Annotated in this window: 20 protein-coding genes, 2 pseudogenes and 1 other annotated feature; of the genes and pseudogenes, 17 read left to right on the plus strand and 5 right to left on the minus strand. The window is 32.6% G+C overall.

What is annotated here, in order from left to right:
• The first annotated feature begins 206 nt into the window (after positions 1 to 206).
• The 9 genes and pseudogenes from DWY01_RS03720 to DWY01_RS03755 all read left to right on the plus strand — a co-directional run bounded on the left by DWY01_RS03720 (position 207) and on the right by DWY01_RS03755 (position 8898).
• Entirely contained in the window at positions 207 to 2129 is a 1923-nt protein-coding gene (locus DWY01_RS03720; protein ID WP_117993299.1) for an FAD-dependent oxidoreductase, read from the plus strand.
• Positions 2130 to 2137: 8 nt separating this feature from the next.
• A complete protein-coding gene (bilR, locus tag DWY01_RS03725; RefSeq protein WP_117993302.1) occupies positions 2138 to 4141 on the plus strand; it encodes a bilirubin reductase, long form in 2004 nt (667 codons plus the stop codon).
• Positions 4142 to 4343: 202 nt separating this feature from the next.
• Positions 4344 to 5687: a radical SAM protein gene (locus DWY01_RS03730; RefSeq protein WP_117993304.1), complete on the plus strand. Its 1344-nt coding sequence runs from the start codon at positions 4344 to 4346 to the stop codon at positions 5685 to 5687.
• 50 nt (positions 5688 to 5737) lie between these two features.
• Positions 5738 to 6658 carry a patatin family protein gene (locus DWY01_RS03735; RefSeq protein ID WP_117993306.1) on the plus strand — a complete coding sequence of 307 codons (921 nt, stop codon included), beginning with the start codon at positions 5738 to 5740 and terminating at the stop codon, positions 6656 to 6658.
• Positions 6659 to 6709: 51 nt separating this feature from the next.
• Entirely contained in the window at positions 6710 to 7003 is a 294-nt protein-coding gene (locus tag DWY01_RS03740) for a hypothetical protein (RefSeq protein ID WP_117993309.1), read from the plus strand.
• Positions 7004 to 7005: 2 nt separating this feature from the next.
• Positions 7006 to 7344, plus strand: a pseudogene (locus tag DWY01_RS11775) (SseB family protein); the annotation flags it as partial.
• 12 nt (positions 7345 to 7356) lie between these two features.
• Positions 7357 to 7896, plus strand: coding sequence for an O-acetyl-ADP-ribose deacetylase (locus DWY01_RS11780; protein ID WP_243001958.1), 540 nt, complete (start codon positions 7357 to 7359; stop codon positions 7894 to 7896).
• A gap of 107 nt (positions 7897 to 8003) precedes the next feature.
• Positions 8004 to 8285, plus strand: a complete 282-nt coding sequence (locus DWY01_RS03750) for an autorepressor SdpR family transcription factor (protein ID WP_117993313.1) — start codon at positions 8004 to 8006, stop codon at positions 8283 to 8285.
• Positions 8272 to 8898 carry an SdpI family protein gene (locus tag DWY01_RS03755; RefSeq protein ID WP_199519860.1) on the plus strand — a complete coding sequence of 209 codons (627 nt, stop codon included), beginning with the start codon at positions 8272 to 8274 and terminating at the stop codon, positions 8896 to 8898. The genes DWY01_RS03750 and DWY01_RS03755 overlap by 14 nt, the downstream gene beginning before the upstream one ends.
• Here the strand turns inward: DWY01_RS03755 and DWY01_RS03760 are convergent.
• Entirely contained in the window at positions 8895 to 9989 is a 1095-nt protein-coding gene (locus DWY01_RS03760) for an Mbeg1-like protein (protein WP_147332154.1), read from the minus strand. The genes DWY01_RS03755 and DWY01_RS03760 overlap by 4 nt on opposite strands.
• 37 nt (positions 9990 to 10026) lie before the next feature.
• Here DWY01_RS03760 and DWY01_RS03765 point away from each other — a divergent pair, with 37 nt between their 5' ends.
• The 3 genes from DWY01_RS03765 to lysS all read left to right on the plus strand — a co-directional run bounded on the left by DWY01_RS03765 (position 10027) and on the right by lysS (position 12942).
• Positions 10027 to 10584, plus strand: a complete 558-nt coding sequence (locus DWY01_RS03765) for a manganese efflux pump (protein WP_117993321.1) — start codon at positions 10027 to 10029, stop codon at positions 10582 to 10584.
• Between the two features lie 10 nt (positions 10585 to 10594).
• On the plus strand, positions 10595 to 11155 hold the full coding sequence (locus tag DWY01_RS03770; RefSeq protein WP_117993323.1) for a TetR/AcrR family transcriptional regulator C-terminal domain-containing protein: 561 nt from the start codon (positions 10595 to 10597) through the stop codon (positions 11153 to 11155).
• A gap of 40 nt (positions 11156 to 11195) precedes the next feature.
• Positions 11196 to 11407 (plus strand) — a binding site (T-box leader).
• A gap of 44 nt (positions 11408 to 11451) precedes the next feature.
• Positions 11452 to 12942, plus strand: coding sequence for a lysine--tRNA ligase (gene lysS / locus DWY01_RS03775; RefSeq protein ID WP_117993326.1), 1491 nt, complete (start codon positions 11452 to 11454; stop codon positions 12940 to 12942).
• A gap of 263 nt (positions 12943 to 13205) precedes the next feature.
• On the opposite strand, the gene DWY01_RS03780 is transcribed toward lysS, so the two are convergent.
• From DWY01_RS03780 to DWY01_RS03790, 3 genes are read right to left on the minus strand one after another with little or no spacing between them, the layout of a single operon-like run.
• Positions 13206 to 13553 carry a hypothetical protein gene (locus tag DWY01_RS03780; protein WP_117993329.1) on the minus strand — a complete coding sequence of 116 codons (348 nt, stop codon included), beginning with the start codon at positions 13551 to 13553 and terminating at the stop codon, positions 13206 to 13208.
• 10 nt (positions 13554 to 13563) lie between these two features.
• The gene (locus DWY01_RS03785; RefSeq protein WP_117993332.1) at positions 13564 to 13947 is read right to left on the minus strand and encodes a hypothetical protein; all 384 of its coding nucleotides are present in this window, start codon (positions 13945 to 13947) and stop codon (positions 13564 to 13566) included.
• A 30-nt stretch (positions 13948 to 13977) separates the two neighbouring features.
• Positions 13978 to 14322, minus strand: coding sequence for a hypothetical protein (locus tag DWY01_RS03790; RefSeq protein WP_117993335.1), 345 nt, complete (start codon positions 14320 to 14322; stop codon positions 13978 to 13980).
• A 494-nt stretch (positions 14323 to 14816) separates the two neighbouring features.
• On the opposite strand from DWY01_RS03790, the pseudogene DWY01_RS03795 reads away from it, so the two are divergent.
• Positions 14817 to 14954 (plus strand): annotated as a pseudogene (locus DWY01_RS03795) (hypothetical protein); the annotation flags it as partial.
• Positions 14955 to 15853: 899 nt separating this feature from the next.
• On the opposite strand, the gene DWY01_RS03800 reads toward DWY01_RS03795, so the two are convergent.
• Positions 15854 to 16567, minus strand: coding sequence for an immunoglobulin-like domain-containing protein (locus DWY01_RS03800; protein WP_117993338.1), 714 nt, complete (start codon positions 16565 to 16567; stop codon positions 15854 to 15856).
• 129 nt (positions 16568 to 16696) lie between these two features.
• Here DWY01_RS03800 and DWY01_RS03805 point away from each other — a divergent pair, with 129 nt between their 5' ends.
• The 4 genes from DWY01_RS03805 to DWY01_RS03820 all read left to right on the plus strand — a co-directional run bounded on the left by DWY01_RS03805 (position 16697) and on the right by DWY01_RS03820 (position 21238).
• Positions 16697 to 17500, plus strand: coding sequence for an FxLYD domain-containing protein (locus DWY01_RS03805; RefSeq protein ID WP_117993340.1), 804 nt, complete (start codon positions 16697 to 16699; stop codon positions 17498 to 17500).
• Positions 17501 to 17933: 433 nt separating this feature from the next.
• Positions 17934 to 18701 (plus strand): zinc ribbon domain-containing protein, encoded by a 768-nt coding sequence (locus tag DWY01_RS03810; RefSeq protein WP_117993343.1) that lies wholly within the window; start codon positions 17934 to 17936, stop codon positions 18699 to 18701.
• Positions 18702 to 19074: 373 nt separating this feature from the next.
• Positions 19075 to 20709 carry an AAA family ATPase gene (locus DWY01_RS03815; protein ID WP_117993346.1) on the plus strand — a complete coding sequence of 545 codons (1635 nt, stop codon included), beginning with the start codon at positions 19075 to 19077 and terminating at the stop codon, positions 20707 to 20709.
• A 235-nt stretch (positions 20710 to 20944) separates the two neighbouring features.
• On the plus strand, positions 20945 to 21238 hold the full coding sequence (locus DWY01_RS03820; RefSeq protein ID WP_117993349.1) for a transposase: 294 nt from the start codon (positions 20945 to 20947) through the stop codon (positions 21236 to 21238).
• The last annotated feature ends 124 nt before the right edge of the window (positions 21239 to 21362 follow it).

The following is a 21362-nucleotide window of genomic DNA, read 5'->3' on the forward strand; positions in this document are numbered from 1 at the left end:
TTCTTATTGGATTCTTGTTAAGTATACCTAACTAAAAAAGTTCACAAATTAACTAAATCGATAGTTTTATGTTAACAAATGCGTTATAATGATGATAGCGCATTCTTTTTATTTTTTAATTCATAATAATATACAAAAAAAGAGATAGGCTTTTTGCGTCTATTTGTGAGTAAAATAACAAGAATCTATGAGGAGGAGTTAAGAAAATGAATAATTTTCCACATTTATTTGAACCAATTGAAATTGGAAAGACAACAGTAAAAAACCGTATTTTTATGCCACCTATTTCAACAAACATGGCCGATAAAGGATATGTTACAGATGATTTAGTGGCACACTATTCTGCACGTGCAAAAGGTGGAGTAGGACTTATCGTTACTGAAGTAGTAACAGTAGAACCAACTTATGTATATCTTCCAGGAGATATGTCGATTTATGATGATAGTTTTATTCCAGGATGGAAAAAACTAGTGGATGGTGTACACCAATATGGAACTAAAATTTTGGCACAATTGTTCCACCCAGCTTATATGGCATTCCCAGTTCCAGGAACACCTCAATTGATTGCACCTAGCTGTGTTGGTCCTTATTACGCAAAAAGTGCACCTAGACCAGCAACAATCGAAGAATTACATACAATCGTAGATCAATTTGGACAAGCTGCACACCGTGTACAGGTTGCTGGCGGTGATGGAGTTGAAATTCAATGTGCTCATGCCCACGGATTATTAGGTGGTTTCTTAACGCCTTTATATAATAAACGTACAGATGAATATGGTGGAAATATTGATGGACGTTTACGCTTATGCTTAGAAGTTATTGCATCTGTTCGTAAATATTGTGGAGATGACTTCATTATCGATGTTCGTATTAGTGGTGATGAATATAGTGAAGGTGGATTGACATTAAATGATCAAATCTATGTTTGTAAGCAATTAGAAAAAGCCGGAGTTGACTTTATACACGTATCTGGTGGAAACACAATTAAACGTGGATCAAGTATGCCAGCCCCAGGTACAAGTCCAGCACCTCACGCTCACTCAAGTGAAGAAATTAAAAAACATGTAAATATTCCAGTTGCGACTGTAGCTCGTATCAATGAACCATGGATTGCCGAAGAATTAATCGCAAATGAAAAATGTGACATGTGTATGATTGGACGTCCAAACTTATGTGACAGTGAATTCGCAAATAAAGCGTTCGAAGGTAAAGTAGACGATATTCGTCCATGTATTGGATGTGGTCGTTGTTTAACAGGTATCATGATGGGTAAACGTATTTCTTGTACAGTAAATCCAAGTGTTGAAGATGATACGATTGAAAAAGCTTCTGACAAGAAAAAAGTATTAGTTATCGGTGGTGGTCCTGCTGGTATGGAAGCGGCTTATGTGGCTAAAAAACGTGGTCATGAAGTTGTTCTTTGCGAAAAATCAAATGAACTTGGTGGACAATTACGTCTTGCGGCTGTTCCAATCGCAAAACAAGAATTGTGTAAAGTTATTAAATTTATGATTCGTCGTTTAGATAATGAAGGTATTGAAGTTCGCTTGAATACAGAAGTCACAAAGGAAATGCTTGAAAATGAATTTAAAGATTATGAAATCATTTGTTCAAGTGGAGCTACACCAAAGGAAATTCCACCATTCAAAGTATTTAATAACTGGATGACTGCAGATGATGTATTATCAGGAAAGAAATATCCAGGACGTAACATTGTTATATTAGGTGGAGGAAGTGTTGGTTGTGAAACTGCCGATTATTTAGCACCATTAATCAATGACTTATTCCCAATGAATCGTAAGATTACATTATTAGAAATGACAAATAATTTAATGCCTGGTGAAGGTGGAGCTGCAAAATCTAGATTGACTCAAAGATTGATGCAGAAAGGTGTTCGCATCGAATTAAATGCACAAGTAACAAGTGTGGATGAAAATACGATTACGTATGTAAAAGAGGGTGTTGAACACAAAATTACAGAAGCGGATACTTTAATTTTCGCTGTCGGATATGCACCTAAGAAAGTGGAAGTAGAAGGTGAAAATGTACACTATATTGGTGATTGTGAAAAAGTGGGAACTTTAAAAGATGCGATCACAAATGCACATGAAATTGCGAAAAATATCTAGGAGAAAATATGACAAGCAAATTATTACAACCAATCCAAGTTGGTAACTTAACATTTAAAAACAGAATTATGTTTCCCCCTTTAACAACCGGATATGAAGAAAGAGATGGATCGATTGGACCTCGCTCATTAGCTTTCTATACAAGACTTGCCAAAGGTGGTTGTTCTTATATCGTTATTGGTGACGTAGCTCCTGTTCGTACGGCAAGTCCTACACCAAAATTGTATGATGAATCACAAATTGAAATGTATAAAAAGTTGGCAGATGCCTTACATGAACACGATTGTAAAGTAGCCTTACAATTGTTCCATCCAGAATATGATGTTCAAGGTGTAGGAAAAATGATCATGGAAGCTGGTATTGCTGGTCAATTGGCGGCAAAGGCGAAGGCTGCTAATGATTTAGAAGAGGCTGAAAAACAACAAAAAATCTGTGATGAAAAGACGAAGGGTGCATACGCAAAATTACATCATGATATGCAGCACTTTGTGACAGAGGCTAGTGTTGAACAATTAACAGCTATTAAAAATAGTATTGCTGAATGTGCTAGAAAAGCACAAAAAGCAGGTATTGATGCGATTGAAATTCATGGTGACCGTCTACTAGGTTCATTATGTTCAACATTATTGAATCATCGTGCAGATAACTATGGTGGTAGTTTAGAAAATCGTACACGCTACGCATTAGAAGTTTTACAAGCTATCAAAGAAGCCGCTCCTGGAATGATGGTTGAATATAAACTTCCAATCATCACTGTAAATCCAGATGGATCTTTACGTGGTAAAGGTGGTTTATTAGAAGATGAAGCTGTAGAATTTGCGAAAATGTTAGATGCAGCTGGAATCGATATGATTCAAGTGGCTCAAGCTAACCACACAGGAAACATGGGTGATACAATTCCACCAATGGGTGCCGTTCCTTATAACTGGACTTTGGGTGCTTGTGAAAAAGTAAAGGCTGTTGTACATTGTCCAGTTGCGACTGTTGGTCGTGTTGTCAGTGTGGAAGCTGGTGAAAAGATTCTAGAAGATGGTACAGCTGACATGATTGGTTATGGTAGAAGTTTATTAACAGATCCAGATATTGCCAATAAAGTACAAACAGGTGAATGCATCCGTGAATGCTTGAACTGTAATAAAGGTTGTGTAGATGCCATCCAATCTCGTCGTTACTTAAGCTGTGTATTAAATGCAGAAAATGGAGATGAAGAAACAATCTTCATTAAACCATGTACAGAAACGAAGAATGTCGCAATCGTTGGTGCAGGTCTTGCGGGTTTAGAAGCGGCTCGTGTAGCTTATAAACGTGGACATACAGTAACTGTATTTGAAAAATCAAATCGTTTAGGTGGACAAATCAATATCGCATCGGTTCCTCCAAGAAAAGACGAAATTTTACGTTCTGTTCAATACTATGAAAAATTCTTGCCTGGTAAAGTGGACATTCAATTAAACCATGAACCAACAATGGAAGAATTGAATGGTTTTGATCATGTAATCTTGGCAATTGGTGCTCACAATATGGATCTTCCTATGCCTGTAGAAAATTCAAATGTTGTATCAAGCTGGGATATCTTAAATGGTCAAGAAGTATCTGGTAAATGTGTAGTATTAGGTGGAGGTTTAGTTGGTGCTGAAACGGCTGAATATTTGGCAAATAAAGGTCTAGAAGTATCAATCGTTGAAATGATGGATAAAATTGCAGCACAAGAATCTGAAACTGTATTGCCATTGATGGAAGCTGATTTTGAAGAACACAATGTTCAAAAATTTGTGAATACACGTGTTAGTGAAATTAAAGATAATGTCATCTATGCAGTAAATACTAAGGATGAAACAAATGTTGAAATTGCAGCAGATACAATTGTGAATGCATTGGGTTCTAAAAAGAATGTATTTGATGATAGTCAATTAAGTGTTCCATTTACTTATGTAGGGGACTGCAGTGGTGAAAGAACGGCGGATATCGCAAGTGCTATTCGTACAGGATATAAGGCTGCCAATGAAATCTAAGAGGGTGTGAAAACACCTTCTTTTTTTGATGTAAAAATGACCGTTGTTCATAAATATATAAATTATATATAATATATATCTCAAAACGGTATAAAAATAATGACCATAGCTCATAAAATTTTACATATTTGAAAATTTGTCTATTAAAAATATATTTTTAAAGAACTAGAATGAAACTATAAATGAAAAGGGAGGAAGAGTTATGAATTTTAGTTCTTTACAGAGTAGTGTTCAAAAGTTTGGTATGAATCAGGCATTGAAGTATTTGGAGAAGGATCCAGAAACAAATATTCCTAAATTAATGAATTTAGTAGATAAGGTTATGCCAGAAGGTTGGTATGGTTCACAGCGTAAATTGATTCGTGAACAAATTGATGAAAAAGGTGTTTGGTATGACTACATTTTAAAGTTGTATGATTTGGATGCAGGCGTTCGTCAGGCTGTATTTAAAAACTTTATTTTTAATGCAACACTAAATGGTAGTACAAAACAAGAGGAATTGTCTGAAAAATATAATTGTAATATTCCTTGGGCCGTATTATTAGATCCAACATCTGCATGTAATTTACATTGTACGGGTTGTTGGGCAGCTGAATATGGACACCAATTAAATTTATCTTTAGACGATATTGATTCGATCATCCGTCAAGGAAAAGAATTAGGTACTTACATGTATATTTATACGGGTGGAGAACCTTTAACACGTAAAAAGGATGTCATTAAGATTTGTGAGATGCACCCCGATTGTGCTTTCTTATCTTTCACAAATGGTACATTGATCGATGAAGAGTTCTGTCAGGATATGTTGCGTGTGAAAAACTTTGTGCCAGCTATTAGTTTGGAAGGTTTTGAAACAGCCAATGATTCTCGACGTGGTGAGGGCTGCTTCAACAATGTAAAGCGTGCTATGGATTTGTTAAAGAAACACAAATTGCCTTTTGGAATTAGTACTTGTTATACAAGTGTAAATTATAAAGATATCGCAAGTGATGAATTCTTTGATTTAATGATTGATTCAGGTGCTTTATTCTGCTGGTTCTTCCACTATATGCCAGTTGGAAATGGAGCTGCGAAAGAATTGCTTCCAACACCAGAACAAAGAGCATATGTATATCATCAAATTCGTAAGTTCAGAAGTGAAAAACCAATTTTTACTATGGATTTCCAAAATGATGCACAATATGTTGGTGGATGTATTGCCGGAGGAAGAAGATATCTACATATCAATGCCAAGGGTGATGTAGAACCATGTGTATTCATTCATTATTCAAACTGTAATATCCACGATACGACATTACTCGATGCACTTAGATCTCCTTTGTTCCAGGCTTATCATGATAATCAACCATTTAATGAAAATATGTTAAGACCTTGTCCAATGTTAGAAAACGCTGGGCGAATTCAAGAATTAGTGAAACAAAGTAAAGCGGTCAATACAGACTATGAATCACCAGAAGATGTGGATCACTTGTTGGAAAAGACAGTTCCATATGCAAAAAATTGGAAGCCAATGGCAGATAAACTTTGGAATGAACAAAAGAAGTAGACAAATTGAAGAAATAAGTATAAAATTTTCAGCTAAGAAGGAGGGATGTTATGAAGAAAAATAATAAGCGTTTTTCGGGAATATCCAAACTTCCAAATGGAAATACTTCAAATAAAATTGTTCCTGGATGTATTGTCCTTGAAGGAGGTGCCTTTCGAGGATTGTATACATCGGGTGTTCTGGATGCTTTGATGCAGTTTGAAATCAATATGCAGTGTACAGTAGGTACAAGTGCAGGTGCTTTAAATGGCTTTAATTATGTGGCAGGTCAAATTGGTCGTAGTGCAAGAATCAATTTAGGGTATCGTCATGATTCTCGATATGTGGGTTTAGAAGCTTTCAAAAACAATAAGGGAATCATTGGTTTTGATTTTTTGATGAAAGGTACTCAATATTTTGATCCATTAAATACGCCTCGTTTTATGAATCCAACGCGGGATTTTATTGCAGTATGTACGAATTGTAAAACGGGAAGACCTGAATATTTTAGTAAGAATAAAATGCAAGATATTTTTAAGGCTGTTCAAGCCAGTGCAACCATGCCTTATGTTTCAAAGATGGTTGAAATTGGGGATGGTTTATATTTAGATGGTGGATGCAGCGATAAGATAGCGTATCAATGGGCATTGGATCATGATTACGAAAAGATTATTGTGGTTCGTACACGTCAAAGAGAGTATCGAAAGAGTGAAACAAATCCTTTGGTTCAAAAAATGACGAAAAGATTATATGCAGGTTTTCCAGCTTTAGAACAGAAGTTGGAGTCTATGAATTATGACTACAACAAGCAGTGTGATGAATTAGCAAGACTTGAAAATGAAGGTAGAATCTTTACCATTGCTCCAAGTAAGCCTGTGAATGTATCGCGTGTAGAGGGAGATGTGGATAAACTCGCCGATCTTTACTACATGGGATATTTGGATGGCTTAAATCAGATCCAAAGAGTAAAAGAATATTTAGAAATTGATTAAGAGGCAATGCCTCTTTTTCATTTTGTGTTAGAATAAAGGCAGGTGATTTTTATGGTACAAGAAAAACAACAAGAAATTGTAAATGAATTATTAAATTATATGGATACTTTAGAAGATGGTAGTGAAGTCAGTACTTGGGATTTAATGGATGAAGTATTTAACTATCAGCGTTTTAATGATGGATATTGTTTTAATGATTTTAAGATCAGTGAAGAAGAATTTATTGCGATCGATTCATTATTAAAGGAAAGCGCAATGAAAGAGGGATTCTTTATTGATGACTCGATCTATCAAGATGTGATTGGTGCTTTTCCGTTTAGTTTGACATTTGTAGTAAGGAAATAGGTATGGAAAGATTAGAAACATTGATTCAAGAATTATATAAAGAAGGAACTCGAGAAAAGAATATGGAGGTTCTTTCGCATATTCGTAAATTGGCAAAAGAAAAAAAACAATTTATTATTCCTGTCGGTGATGCGAATGGAGAAAAAGTTTATCGAAGATTATCTTTAGATGATGGTCAAGATGTATTTGTCGCATTCACAACACAAGCTCAAGTGGATTTGGGTCAGACTACTGAAACATTAAATCAAAGTGTGATGGATGTATTAAATATGGTGCATGATACACAAGGTGTAAGTGGAGTTGTATTAAATCCTTGGAAGGATTCGTATTTTTTACCGAAAGTTTTGATTGAAATGATTTTGGATAATAAGAATCTAGAGAGTGAAATTAAAGTGGTAAAAGGAGATATCACTACTTTTGATGGAGATTGTATTGTTAATGCAGCCAATGAATCGCTTTTAGGTGGCGGTGGAGTAGATGGTGCTATTCATAGAGCAGCAGGACCTAAGTTATTAGAAGAATGTAAATTATTAAATGGGTGTCAAACAGGTCAGGCCAAGATTACTAAAGGGTATGATTTAAAGGTAAAGTATGTGATTCATACTGTGGGTCCGATTTATTCGGGTAAACATGAAGATGAGCATATGTTAAGAGATTGTTATTGGAATAGTTTGAGTTTAGCTCGTAAGTATGATATTCATACGATCGCATTTCCAGCTATTTCATGTGGAGTTTATGGCTATCCTGTAGAAAAGGCAGTGCCACTTGTATTAAAAACGATAGCGGATTGGTTGGATGCGAATAGTGATTATACAATGAAAATCAGTTTGTATTGTTTTGATGAAGAAACGACAAAGGAATATCAGAAATATACAACGTATCAGGGAGAGTAGTCTTCCTGATTTTTTATTATCTATTTAGAAAAAAATTCTAAATAGAGTTGAAATAATATTTAAAAGGTATATAATCTATTTAGAAATATTTCTAAATAGGTGGTGGTATTTTGTTTGAAAAAACGTTTAAAGCGCTAGGTGCGCCAGTACGAAGAGACATATTGAACTTATTAAAGAAAGGCAAGATGTCAGCTGGAGATATTGCGAGTCATTTTGATATGTCTCAGGCAACTGTTTCTTATCACTTATCCTTATTAAAGGATGCGGGTTTGATTAGTGAAGAGAAGGATAAAAATTTTATCTTCTATCAAATTAACGCATCGGTATTTGAGGAGATGTTGTGTTATTTTAAGTCTTTTTTAGGAGGGAATGAAGATGTTGAAAAATAAATGGTTTCAATTTAGTTTAGCTTTGTTTGTGATTCCTTTGGTGTTGAATCTAGTTTTCTATAATCAACTTCCAGATGTTGTACCAACACACTTTGATGTAAATGGACAAGTCAATGGTACAATGCCTAAGTTTATGGGTTTATTTGGTATGTTGTTTTTGTGCTTGGCAATTCATGTGTTTACTTGTTTTGTGACGGTAAAAGATCCAAAGCGAAATAATATTCCAGACTTCATGATGAATATTTTATTTATGATTTGTCCAGTTGTATGTATTGTGGCAAGTATGACAATTATTTATTTTGGTTTGGGCTATTCGTTTGATGTCGGCTTTGTGATGAATATTCTAGTAGGTGTATTACTGATTGTATTAGGAAATTATTTGCCGAAAGTAAAACGGAATTATGCGATTGGCATTAAAACTTCGTGGGCATTAAATAGTGATGAAAACTGGGTGTTGTCAAATCGTGTGGGTGGCTATTGTATGGTGATAGCTGGAATCTTATATATAGTACTTGGATTACTTGGTTATATGACAATGGGAATTGTTGTGATTCTTGTAGCGACTATTATTCCGTGTATCTATAGTTATATATTATTTAAGCGAGGAGTTTAGTTTCCTCGCTTGATTTCGTTTTGGATGCATTTGAATAAGACTTGAATCGTTTCACTAATCATTTTCTTCGTTTGACTATCCATGTTCTGAATGGATTTGATCATTTCAACTATATCGATATTCTTTCTTAAATCTTTTGGATTTTCATAATCTGAAAAGATAGAGTAAATGGTATCAATAACTTGTTTGCGTGTATTGACATCAATGGATTTAAGCCATTTTGATAGTGTGGATTGTGTATGCTTGGAGAGTTGATCATTTTGTTCTAGATAGATAAAGTCTCCGTTTTCAACACACCAAGTAAATGGATCGTGTTGAAGAATAGAGATGGCATTACTTTGAATGATTTGATAATTATTTGTTTCTTCAAGTAATAATCCAATAACACTGGATTGAGGAATAGTCTTATACACTTTAATATCGGTTTGATAAGGTGTAAGAAATCCAGGCCCATCATGGTTGTATATACAAGAAATTGGATTGTGTGTATGGATACTTGCATAAAGGGCAAGATTTGCTCCTTTTGAGTGTCCTCCTAAGATCAGATTGTGTTTTGTCTGATAGTTATTCACATAGTTTAAGGCAGAAATTTGACTTGGAATGTTTTCTTGAAAACATAGATTGAAGTCTTCCTTCCATCCTACAAAACTAGCATCGGTTCCTCTAAAGGCAATGTAGTCTGTTTGGTTGGGTAAATGAAAAGTCATAGCACAGAATTGTTTTTCATTATCTTTGTCAAAATTAGTTTGTAGATGAGAAATGGTAATGGCTTCATAGCGAAGGGAGTGTATGAATTGAATAAAGAGTTCTTCATTTAATTCAGGTACTCGGGTATCAATGCATAAAGTATCAATCTCATTTTCAAATTCACTTAATAAATGGACTTCGGATTCAATATCAATGCTTGAGTTTTCAAATTTAATATAGGAAATTTGTGAGAGAATTAAAGAGTCCACATTATTAAATGGATATTCTTCAACGGTTAAATTCCCGTATTCTTTGATGTAGTCAATGATGTTTTTCATAGCTTCATTGTAGTGCATAAATACATTTATTGAAATATGTTCATCGTGATTTTTAAAATAATCCAAGTTCGTATACAATAAGGTTAGTGAAGGTGGATTGTATATGTTGATATTTGGAATTTTGTGTATTTGTCTGAGTTTAGATGTATTTGTATGTGCACTAGAACAGGGGGCTACAATTCGTAATATTCGCTTTTCAAAAGCATTGGTTTATGGATTGATTTTTGCGCTTTGCAGTTCAGGTATGTTTTTATTAGGACACGGGATGTCCACATATATTTTTGGACGTCCGTTGGCAACATTGAATAAATATGTTGCGATATTTGTCTTTTTGATTCTTGGAAATGGAATGGTCATTTATAGCTTTAAGCGTGGAAAGTTTGTGGAAAGACTACAAGAGTTTGATACAAAACAAATTATTAAATTGGCTCTTATTGGAGGACTAGACTGTTTCTTTGTTGGAGTTGGCTGTTATTATATGAATCTTCCTTATTTGATGGAGTCTTTAGTCTTATTTTTAATTGTACTTGCTGGCTATATGATTCATTTTTATATTGGATATTATAATGGGGCCGAATATCAAAAAGCTTATTATCTTCTTTGTGGGGTGGTATGCTTATTTATGAGCTTATCATTAATTTTTAAGTTAATTCGATTGTAGAGGTGATTTCATGACATTTAATGAAAAAGTGACAATGAAAGATCTTCTGAGCGAAGGATTATATATTTTGATGCAAAAAAAGCCTTTTGAAAAAATTACAATCAAACAGATTTGTGATAAAACGGGCGTTATTCGTGGAACATTTTATAATCACTTTATGGATAAGTATGAGGCTTTAGAATACTTGATTCATCGTATGTTTTATAAAGGGATTGAGCATGAATCAAATCCTCAAATTATAAAGCATATCTTTCAGACTGTAAGTGATAATCGTGATTTCTTTAAGTCTTGTTATAGAATTACGGGGCAGAATGGTTTTGAAGATTTAATGAGTAATGTGTTTAAAGAAATATTTAGAAATGTATTTTCTTATTTAGATGTGAGTGGGATGGATTCAAGGTTTACAGTGGATTTTTTAGTGGATTATTATGCGAATGATTTATTGTACTTTTTAAAGTATTGGATTCAACATAATTTTGAGCCGGATGTAGAAACATATTATGCCAAGATAGATGTTTTATTTAAAAACAATATTAAAGAATTAAATATTCGATATATGGATAAATCTTAAATTGACAAATTGTGTATTGTCTAGTAGGATAAAAGCGTATAAAAAGGCAATGAAGAGGGCGAGTACCTTTTAGAAATACTTTAGAGAGCTTTTGGCTGGTGAAAAAAAGCGTAGGACTAATTGGGAATAAAGACTTGGAGCTATTTGTATTTCCTGCATTAAAGGAAGCGCTGTTTATAGACAGTGACTAAGGCTAGACAAAGTGATTTGTCTGGTAAATTAGGGTGGTAACACGAGCACTTCGTCCCTTTGTGGCAAGTGCCTTTTTTTATGGATAAAAGAAAAAGGAGAAAACAATGGAAAAGTTAACGCAACAAGAACAAGTTCGTCGTCAGAAGATGCAAGATCTAATTGACATGGGTATTGATCCATTTGGATCTCGTTATGATCGTACTTCAAATTCGGGTATTATCAAATCATCTTATGAAGACAAGACAAAAGAAGAATTAGATGAATTACAAGTAACAGTTAAAATTGCAGGTCGTATCATGACTAAACGTCGTCAGGGTAAGGCTGGTTTCATGAATATTCAAGATCGCGAAGGACAAATTCAGATCTATGTTCGTAAAGATGAAATTGGTGATGATCAATATGAAATCTTTAAGAAAAATGACATTGGAGATATCGTAGGTATTGAAGGTACTGTTATGAAGACAGATCATGGGCAATTATCTGTTCGTGCTAAAAACTATACACACCTTTCAAAATCACTTCGTCCTTTACCAGAAAAATTCCATGGATTAACAGATGTTGAAGAGCGTTTCCGTCGTCGTTATGTAGACTTGATCATGAATCCAGAAGCTAAGCGTATTGCACTAACAAGACCAAAAATTATTCGTGCAATCCAACACTATTTGGATGGTCAAGGTTTAGTTGAAGTTGAAACTCCAGTAATGCAGCCAATCTTAGGTGGTGCAAGTGCTAGACCATTCGTGACTCACCACAATGCATTAAATATGGACTTCTACTTGCGTATTGCGACTGAATTACCATTAAAACGTTTGATTGTTGGTGGTTTAGAAGGTGTTTATGAAATTGGACGTCTATTCCGTAATGAAGGAATGGATGCGATGCATAACCCAGAATTTACTACAGTTGAAGCGTATGTTGCTTATAGTGATTTACACGGAATGATGGACTTGATTGAAGGTTTATTTGATTCAGTAGCTAATGAAGTATTGGGTACGACAGATATTACTTATCAAGGAACAGAATTATCATTAAAGGCTCCTTTCAAACGTATTCACATGGTTGATGCGATTAAAGAAGCTTGTGGTGTAGATTTCTGGCAAGATATGAGTTATGAAGAAGCTGTTAAATTGGCTGAGGAACATGATATTGAAGTTGAAAAGATCCATAATACAGTTGGACACATCATCAACTTATTCTTCGAAAAATATGTTGAAGAAACAATTGTACAACCAACATTTGTATATGGTCACCCAACATCAATTTCTCCATTAGCTAAGAAGAATACGAAGGATCCTAGATTTGCGGATCGTTACGAATTATTCATTTGTGGACACGAATATGCGAATGCATTCTCTGAATTAAATGATCCAATTGATCAAAGAGAACGTTTTGAAAAACAATTAGAACTTCGTGAATTAGGTGATGATGAAGCTAACGAAGTCGATACAGATTATGTAGAAGCATTGGAATATGGTCTTCCTCCAACTGGTGGTGTAGGACTTGGAATTGATCGTTTCGTAATGTTATTAACAGATCAAAGAACAATTCGTGAAGTATTATTATTCCCTCACATGAAGAATAATAATTCAAATTAAAAATTGTTATAAATAGGTTGAATGTCAATAAAAGCTTTACATAAAGGATATTAAATGGATGTATACTGTTGAAGATTGATACAGATACATCTAGAAAAGACCCGATTAAAGACCCGAAAATAGAATTTAGGACCCGAAAAAGACCCGAAAAAAAGAGGAAGTTGGTAGCTTCCTCTTTTCTGTTACTACATTACGTAGTCTTATCGCAATCAGAGTATATCACGAAATATAGATTTTATGTAAGAATATTATTCACTTTTAGTTTATTCTTGTGTTTTGATAATATATTTCAAAATTTTATCTTTTAATTCTCTAGCATTTTTTACATACTGATGATAATCAAGATTAAAACGAGTCACACTTCCTTCATGAAATGGAATCCATATTTCTTTTTTATCTTTTTGAATGATATTTAATCCAACGATACATTGCTCATTTCCGTTAATTAAACTTCCTGACATAAATGTAGCCATTGAATTTAATAATTGTGATTTTATAGCTTGTCGAACAGGCAATGTTTTCACTTCAATTTTTTCAATAGACTCAATTTTTAATAATTCTTCTCCATTAAAATAGAGTTTAGATCCTTTAATACTGCATAATTTTTCCATACTATTTCCTTTAATTGATTTTGTTTTTATCTAACCAATTTATAAGCCTTTCTTCCAAATCATTCCATTCAGATAAATCTAACTCATTAGTAAATTTTCCATCAGTAAATTTATAAATACTAGGGTAATATTGTAAAGATGGTAATATAGATGTTATATAGTCAATGTCATTATCATTTTTTGTTTTTACTGTATATTCGTATATCGTAATACTATTCTCTGTAACTAAATCTTCTTCAATTGAACGTAATTCAAGACAATAAGGGCATTGTTCTAAAGAAATTTGTAATATAAAATCTTCTTTATTTTCTATTAACTTTTCTAGTTGATTTATATTTATTTCTTCAATCATTATCACAAGAAAAACATTTAAAATATTCTTTTTTAAAGTCATATTTGTCTTGCTATCTTTTTTTAATTACTATCAAAATAACGATACAGAATATTGAGGAGTAACTACATTAACAAAACCTGATTGAAGACATTTCCATTTACCTGCAACATTCATCGTATTATTATTGACAATATATCTTTCTAACAAACTAAAACCAGTTCCCCACACTTCTACTGAAAAACTACAATTTGTTACATGATCTACTCCAGTGCCAGCAACAACATAACAACGAATCGTTCCTTTGGAACCATGTAAAACATCTCCAAAATAATAAGTAGCTGAGTTGCTGTTCCATCCTGATGATCTAGGTTTAACTGCATTATTTTCAACTTTTACAACTGTCGCACCTGCATCGAACGCTTTTTGAGCTTCCATTTTTACTTCTAACTCATTATTCAAATCAGCATAAACTATAGCAAACCCATCTTCACTAATTTTAATATTATTTTCCTGTGCCTAAATGGATGTTGCTCCTATTAAGGAAAATGAAATACATATTGCCATGAATAATCTAAATAATTTGTTTGTTTTCATATAGTTAGCTCCATGATTAATTAAAATTTTTGTTAAGTTTTGATAACTGTATACCACATATTCTCATCCCTTTCTTTAAAAAATTTATCACCACATCTTCATACTAAAAAATTTTTTAATCCATTTCTAGTCTTATAAAAAATATTTATTTTTGCTATAATTTAAAAGTAAGAAAAAAGGAATCAACTGTATTCCTTTTTTTATTCGGCTTTTATTGTTTAATGACGGGTTCTTTTTTTTATTTGCTTCATCAAAGTATTTATAAATGACAGCGCAACAATAATTTTTATGATTTCGAAGATGATTTATAAATTTGAAACATTCACGATGGTGTAAACTTACCACCAAGAAAGATGATGGGTATTAATTCTGAAGGTATGTTGATTTCAGCTGTTCATGAAGAAGATGGTCATGAATGCTTGAACTTATTGATGGTTGATGACAATATTCCTGCAGGAGCTAAGCTTTACTAGGATAAAAAAATTAGTAATTTTTGGTTGTAAATTTACGCATTTACGCCAAACTTACGCCCAACTTACGCCAAAAAATTAAGAAGAAAAAGATGGTTACACTAGTAAAGTGAAGCATTTTGTATTGAATTAAACAAAGAGCAACTCTCTGAAAAGTGAGTTGCTCATTTTTGTTATTAAATTTTGAGAAAAATAATATAGCAACTAATTTAATACAACACAGATAATATGACACCCTTTTTAATGTTGATGGGTTACTGATATCATTGAACTTTCAACGTTTGATTTTAAATGACACCTTTTTTAATGTGTCTTTCAAAATATAAGTGAAAAATACGCTATACATGTGTTTTGAATATAGTAATTGTGTGTTATTGAGGTTAAACGCAGTAAAATATAACATATTGGTATTATAAAAGTTGCTATTTCCAAAAAAAGACGCCGAAAAATAGACGGTTGTCATTAAAAAAGGTTATCATATAGACACTAATGCCATTAAAAAAGTTGCGATATCGATAAAAAGGCGGCTTAATTGGCAGTTAGTATTATTAAAGTTGTCATTATGCCTAAATAGACATTAATAAAGTTGCTATATTCGCTATAAATAGTTCTAAATGCGATTGGTTATCATGGGAATATATTCCTTTTATAGTAAAGTGCTTTATATAAAGGGTAATAAATAAAATTAAGAGGATTGGTGCACCTTAAATGCACCTTTTGGATAACTTCATCAACAATTTTGCTTGGCTTAAACGCTGAGTTTTTTTGATTTAAGTAGCAGATACCTTAGGCGAGCTATAAATGTTATAGAAATTTGTTTTTTAGTCTTAGATGTCATATATAAATGCATGTTTTTAGTATTGTTTCATTATTGTTGAAGTGGTTTTATCAGTTCTAAAACATCAATCCAGATGATAATATTTTATAAAATCTTTTACATTTTCTTCATCATACTCATATTTTTGGCCTTGAAAATCATTTGGATAACTTACATATTCAGATAATTCTTCTAAATGACCATCTTCAGAATAATAAACAATTCGTCCATATTGGTACTCTCCACGATTATCATCTCCACCATATTCAACTAATACCATATTTCCATTTTCTGTAGAAATTATATTTGGAAAATATAAATCAGTTAAATTTTTGCTTGCAGATACCGTAAAAAATGCCTTAGAAACGTTATTTAATCTATTTTTTTCCATTGGATCATATTTACTAATAATTTTAACTGGTAAGGAATATGTACCTTTATTTCCTGCACTGTCCTTTACACTATATTCAATATGGTAATCGCCTTCTTGGTGCTGTACAATATCAGATTTAATCTGTTTGATTTTCTTTGATATATCACCATCTACATTATCCACGGCTTTTAAGGAAAGTAATAAACGGTCGAAGTCAATAGTTTTGTTAACTTCAAATGTTGGGTTTTCATCCGAGCAAGTAATTACCGGTTTTGTTTTATCTTTTTTTATTCTCTTTTTTTGTTTTTCTTCTTCTTTTTGTTTCTTTGCCAGTGCTTCATCAACACGATTGCTTTTTGTATCTGTACAAGCACACATAGTTATACCTAGCAAAATAATTAAACCTACATTAAAAATCTTATACATATCAAAATTCTCCTATTTTTAAGTAATTTACAATACTATACTAGCATATTAATCAGTATTAAAGTTATATCTATTAAAAAAATTGAATCAATGATATAATGAAACCAACTTAGGAAAGAGGTTACAAATATGAAATTATTACACAAATTTATGGCTGCAACACTTGCAGTCTCCTTGCTAGCAGGATGCTCATCAGAGCCAAAAAAAGAGGGACCACCATCTGATAAAGATTTTATTTTAAATGTATCAAAAGGATTGGAAGCACGATGGGAATTGGCAGATAATGAGGATACAGATAGTTATTCAAGTGCGGAATTACAAAAAGCATATACAAAATTTCTAAAAGCTGAAACAGATGCTGTTGGGAAAGAAAGCAAATACAAATTTAAAGATAAAGATTTGAAAAAAGTTGCTGATACATATTATAAAGGACTTAAATTACAAGAAGAAGGAATTCAATATGCTGGAACTGATGATTATACAAACCAAGAAAAAACGTGGGAATTAGGATATAACTACAGAGCTTTAGCTATTCACGAATTCGAAAAAGATTATGGATTGACTGTAAATTCAAAATATAAGAGCGATTTAGATGATTTTCTTTCTCAATATTCTGTTGCCAAAAAGGAAGTTGCTATTCAAGAATTTGTAGATAATTTACAAGAATCAATCCAATATACAAAAGATGAAAGTCAAAGTGATGAATACACAACATATTATTCAACAATCATTGAAAACACAACTGAATATACAATTGATTCGCTTTCAATCCAGTTAGATTTTCTTGATGGTTCAGGTGTTATTTTATATCAAGGAGATGATTATGTTTCAAATTTAGCCGCTGGATCAAAAATTCAAAGTACAGTTTATTATGATGCTGAAAAAGGAGAACCATCTACTTTAAGACCAATAATTACTGTATATTATAATTAAGATAATGAATTTAAAGATATGTTATACAAAGGACAAAAATTTTTGTCCTTTTTGATTACTATTTTTGACATATAAACATACAAATAAATTTACATGCATCTATATAATAAGATTGAATATTTAGTAAAGTAGGGAGGTTTTATTAATGGAAATTATTGATTTACAGATTAATGCTTATATAAGTATTGATCACGCAAACTACAAGATAAAGCCAAAACTTCATATACTCTAAGCACAAGGAGGTTGAAGTTTGGTTATGAACAACAGTGGAGCTTGAAGGTTATCCGCCTGCGGATACAAATGATCAAAACTATCATTGTGAAATTTGTATAGCCGGGAATAAAAAAGGCGAGTCATAAGTATAGCAACTGCGAGTTGCTAGTTTTAGATAATGCGTGAGACTATAATAAAGGTGTAAGGGAGGTACTTCATAATGGATACAAAACAGGTTATACTTGAACTTCGTACTCAAAAGCGAATGTCGCAGGATGAGCTTGCAGAAAAGGTTTTTGTAAGTCGTCAGGCAGTTTCACGTTGGGAAAACGGAGAAACAGTTCCGAATACGGAAACATTGAAATTGCTGTCAAAAGTATTCGATGTTTCTATAAATACACTTTTAGGCTCACCGAGAAAGCTTGTTTGTCAATGCTGCGGCATGCCGCTTGAAGATGATGATATTATCGGACACAATCACGATGGTTCTTTCAACGAGGACTATTGTAAGTGGTGTTATGCCGACGGAACGTATACTTACAATGATATGGACGATTTGATTGAAGTTTGTGTTAAGAATATGGTAAGTGAGAATTTCACGGAGGAACAAGCCCGTTCTTATATGAAAGAGCTGCTTCCTACTTTAGATTACTGGAAGAAATATGATGAGCTTAGTGATAATGGTCAATTTGAGGAATTCAAGAAAAAGTTAATCAATGAAATTAACGAATTGAATGTTGACGGAATGCCAAAGGTGGAAAAATTGAATGCCCTTGTGGGAAAGTACGTGAATCTTGAGTACCAGCTTCCGAATGGGCAAGCGGTTAAGTTTTTGAATGAGGCAAAGACATATCTAGGCAATCAGCTTGAATGTGAATACGGCGGCGATAGATGTTTCGGCGTTGTTGCAGATATGGATTTTATTCTTATTTGCACTTATGAAGAAGACGGTAAAAATCCGGAACTTGTATTGTATAAGAAAAGATGAGAATAGAGAAAAATAGTAAGCCATTGGAGTTAATGATTTTAGTGCAAGCAATAAAAATTCGCATAATTAGTACGATGTATGGGGAGTCCTGAAATATGGATTGCCCATTTTTAAAGCAAACAGAAATACAAATCGGAATACCTCCTGGTTGAAAACAATGAACATAACGAAATAATTATAAACGGTTATATCAGACATAAAAAAAGATAATGAATCAGGAATGAAATAATTGCATTTCATAGACCCCTAGAAAATTTGGATACCCTGATAAAGGAAGTTGTTTTTTTTAGTTACATGAATTTTAAAATCTTATGAGGAATTGAAGAAAAAGTTAATAATATAAAGTATAATAACTGTGAAAGGAATTGATAGAATGAAATTGTTACCGACAGGAATTGAAAATTTTAAGATGATGATTGATAAAAGTGCATATTATGTAGATAAGACAAATTTCATTGAAGATGTATTAAATGAACAAGTCGTTTTATATACAAGACCTCGAAGATTTGGTAAAACACTGAATATGTCGATGCTTTATTATTTCTTTTCAATCAAAGAAAAGGAGAACGCTTATTTATTTGATGACTTAAATATTTCGAAGAATAAGGATGCTTTAAAGGTTCAAAATAAATATCCAACGATTTTTATTTCTTTAAAGGAAATGAAAAATTTAACTTTTGATGCGCAAATTTCATCTTTTTCAAATGTGATTTATGAATTGTTAGAGAAAAACTTAGAAATATTATCTTCTGATCAATTGTCGGATACAACTAAAGATATTTTAAATAAATTGCATAATCGTTCATCTAGTATTGAAGATTTAAAAATTTCATTGAGAGTCATAACGAATGCGCTATATACATATTATCAACAAAAAGTTATTGTTCTAATCGATGAGTATGATGTTCCTTTACAGGCTGCCTATCAAAATAATTATTATGAAGAAATGGTTGAGTTTTTAAGAAGTGTTTTTTCTTCAGCACTCAAAACGAATGATGCTTTAGAAAAAGGTGTTATGACTGGATGCCTTCGTATTTCTAAGGAAAGTATTTTTACAGGGTTGAATAATTTTACTGCTTATTCCGTTTTAAATAATATTAGTAGTGAATTTTTTGGATTTACTGAATTGGAAGTTAAACAGTTGTTAAAAGATTATAATCTATCAGAAAAGATGGATGAAGTAAAAGAATGGTATGATGGATATCAATTTGGCAATAAAGAAATCTATAATCCATGGAGTACACTTATGTATGTTAAAAATATAACGCAAGATGTGTCTTTTAAACCAATTTCTTTTTGGGCAAATACTAGTGGAAATGATATTGTTGTTAAGTATATTCAAAATGGGGATAAAAAATTACGCAAGGAGTTTGATTTATTAATGAATGGTCAATCCCTTATTAAATATATCAAGCCTGAACTTACGTATCGTGAAATGGATAATATCAATAATATTTATAGCTTTCTATTACTAACTGGATATTTAAAGGTCATTAAAGATAGGGGAGAAAACCAATACGAATTGATTATCCCGAATAAGGAAGTTTATGAAATCTATAAACAATCCTTCATGTCATATTTTGAAGATTATACAACAAGCAAGAAAAATGAGCTTTATCAAGAACTTGTGGACGGAGATGCAAAAAAAGTAAATCTATTGTTGAATGATATACTATTAAGAAGTATTAGTTATTTTGATAATCAAGAATCCTTTTATCATGGATTTCTAGTTGGATTGTTGAATGATTATGAGGTGGTATCCAATAGAGAATCCGGAAATGGTAGATTTGATGTATGCGTTTTACCAGAAAACATACTTGGAACAGTGGTGCTTATTGAGTGTAAATATTCAATAAGTGAAGATGATTTGATTGATGATGCCAAAGAAGGCGCAAGACAAATTGTTGAAAAAAAATATCTTGAAGAACATAGATTTAAAAAATATGAAAATGCAATTGGCTATGGAATATCGTTTTATAAGAAACAGTGTTATGTAGTCAAAATGTAGTTGGAAAGACTGCAATTGTGATTGTAACCTTACCACCAAAGGAAAATAAAACAAAATAAGAGTAGAGAGTGTATGGTGTGATACAACTTCTACTCTTTTTTTTGCTCAATTTCCTTAAAATTATCAAATGATAACGTGATGTTAGCATATAAATAGGACTAGTCAAAAAGAGAAAATTTACACCAGTGGTACAATAGAAAGAGGATGATCTACAGACAAAGGAAGGCAAAAGAAAATGGCAAATAAAAAGAAACAGTTTGATCAAGAATTTAAACAAAATGCAGTCAATTATTGCTTAACACATCCGGAACTAAGTCGTAAAGAATGTGCGAGAAATTTAGGTGTTGGAGATAGCACTTTATATAGATGGAAGCAAGAAGCTAAAGCCAATAACAACCAGGCAACATTTAAGGGTTCAGGGAATCTAACAGAGACCGAGCTTGAAAACAGGCGTTTAAAGCGTGAATTAAAGGATACGCAAGATGCTCTTGAAATTCTAAAAAAAGCCATCAGCATTCTGGGAGAATAACACAAGTTCTGTACTGTCTTGTTTCTGAAGAGTCTAAAGTCGACAAAGACTTTTCAGTGACTGGAGTGCTAAGTAAGCTACATTTGTCAAAATCAGGATATTACAATTATCTGCATCGAAAGCC

Origin of the sequence: Eubacterium sp. AF22-8LB, assembly GCF_003458715.1 — a bacterium.
Lineage (GTDB): Bacteria > Bacillota_I > Bacilli_A > Erysipelotrichales > Erysipelotrichaceae > Holdemanella.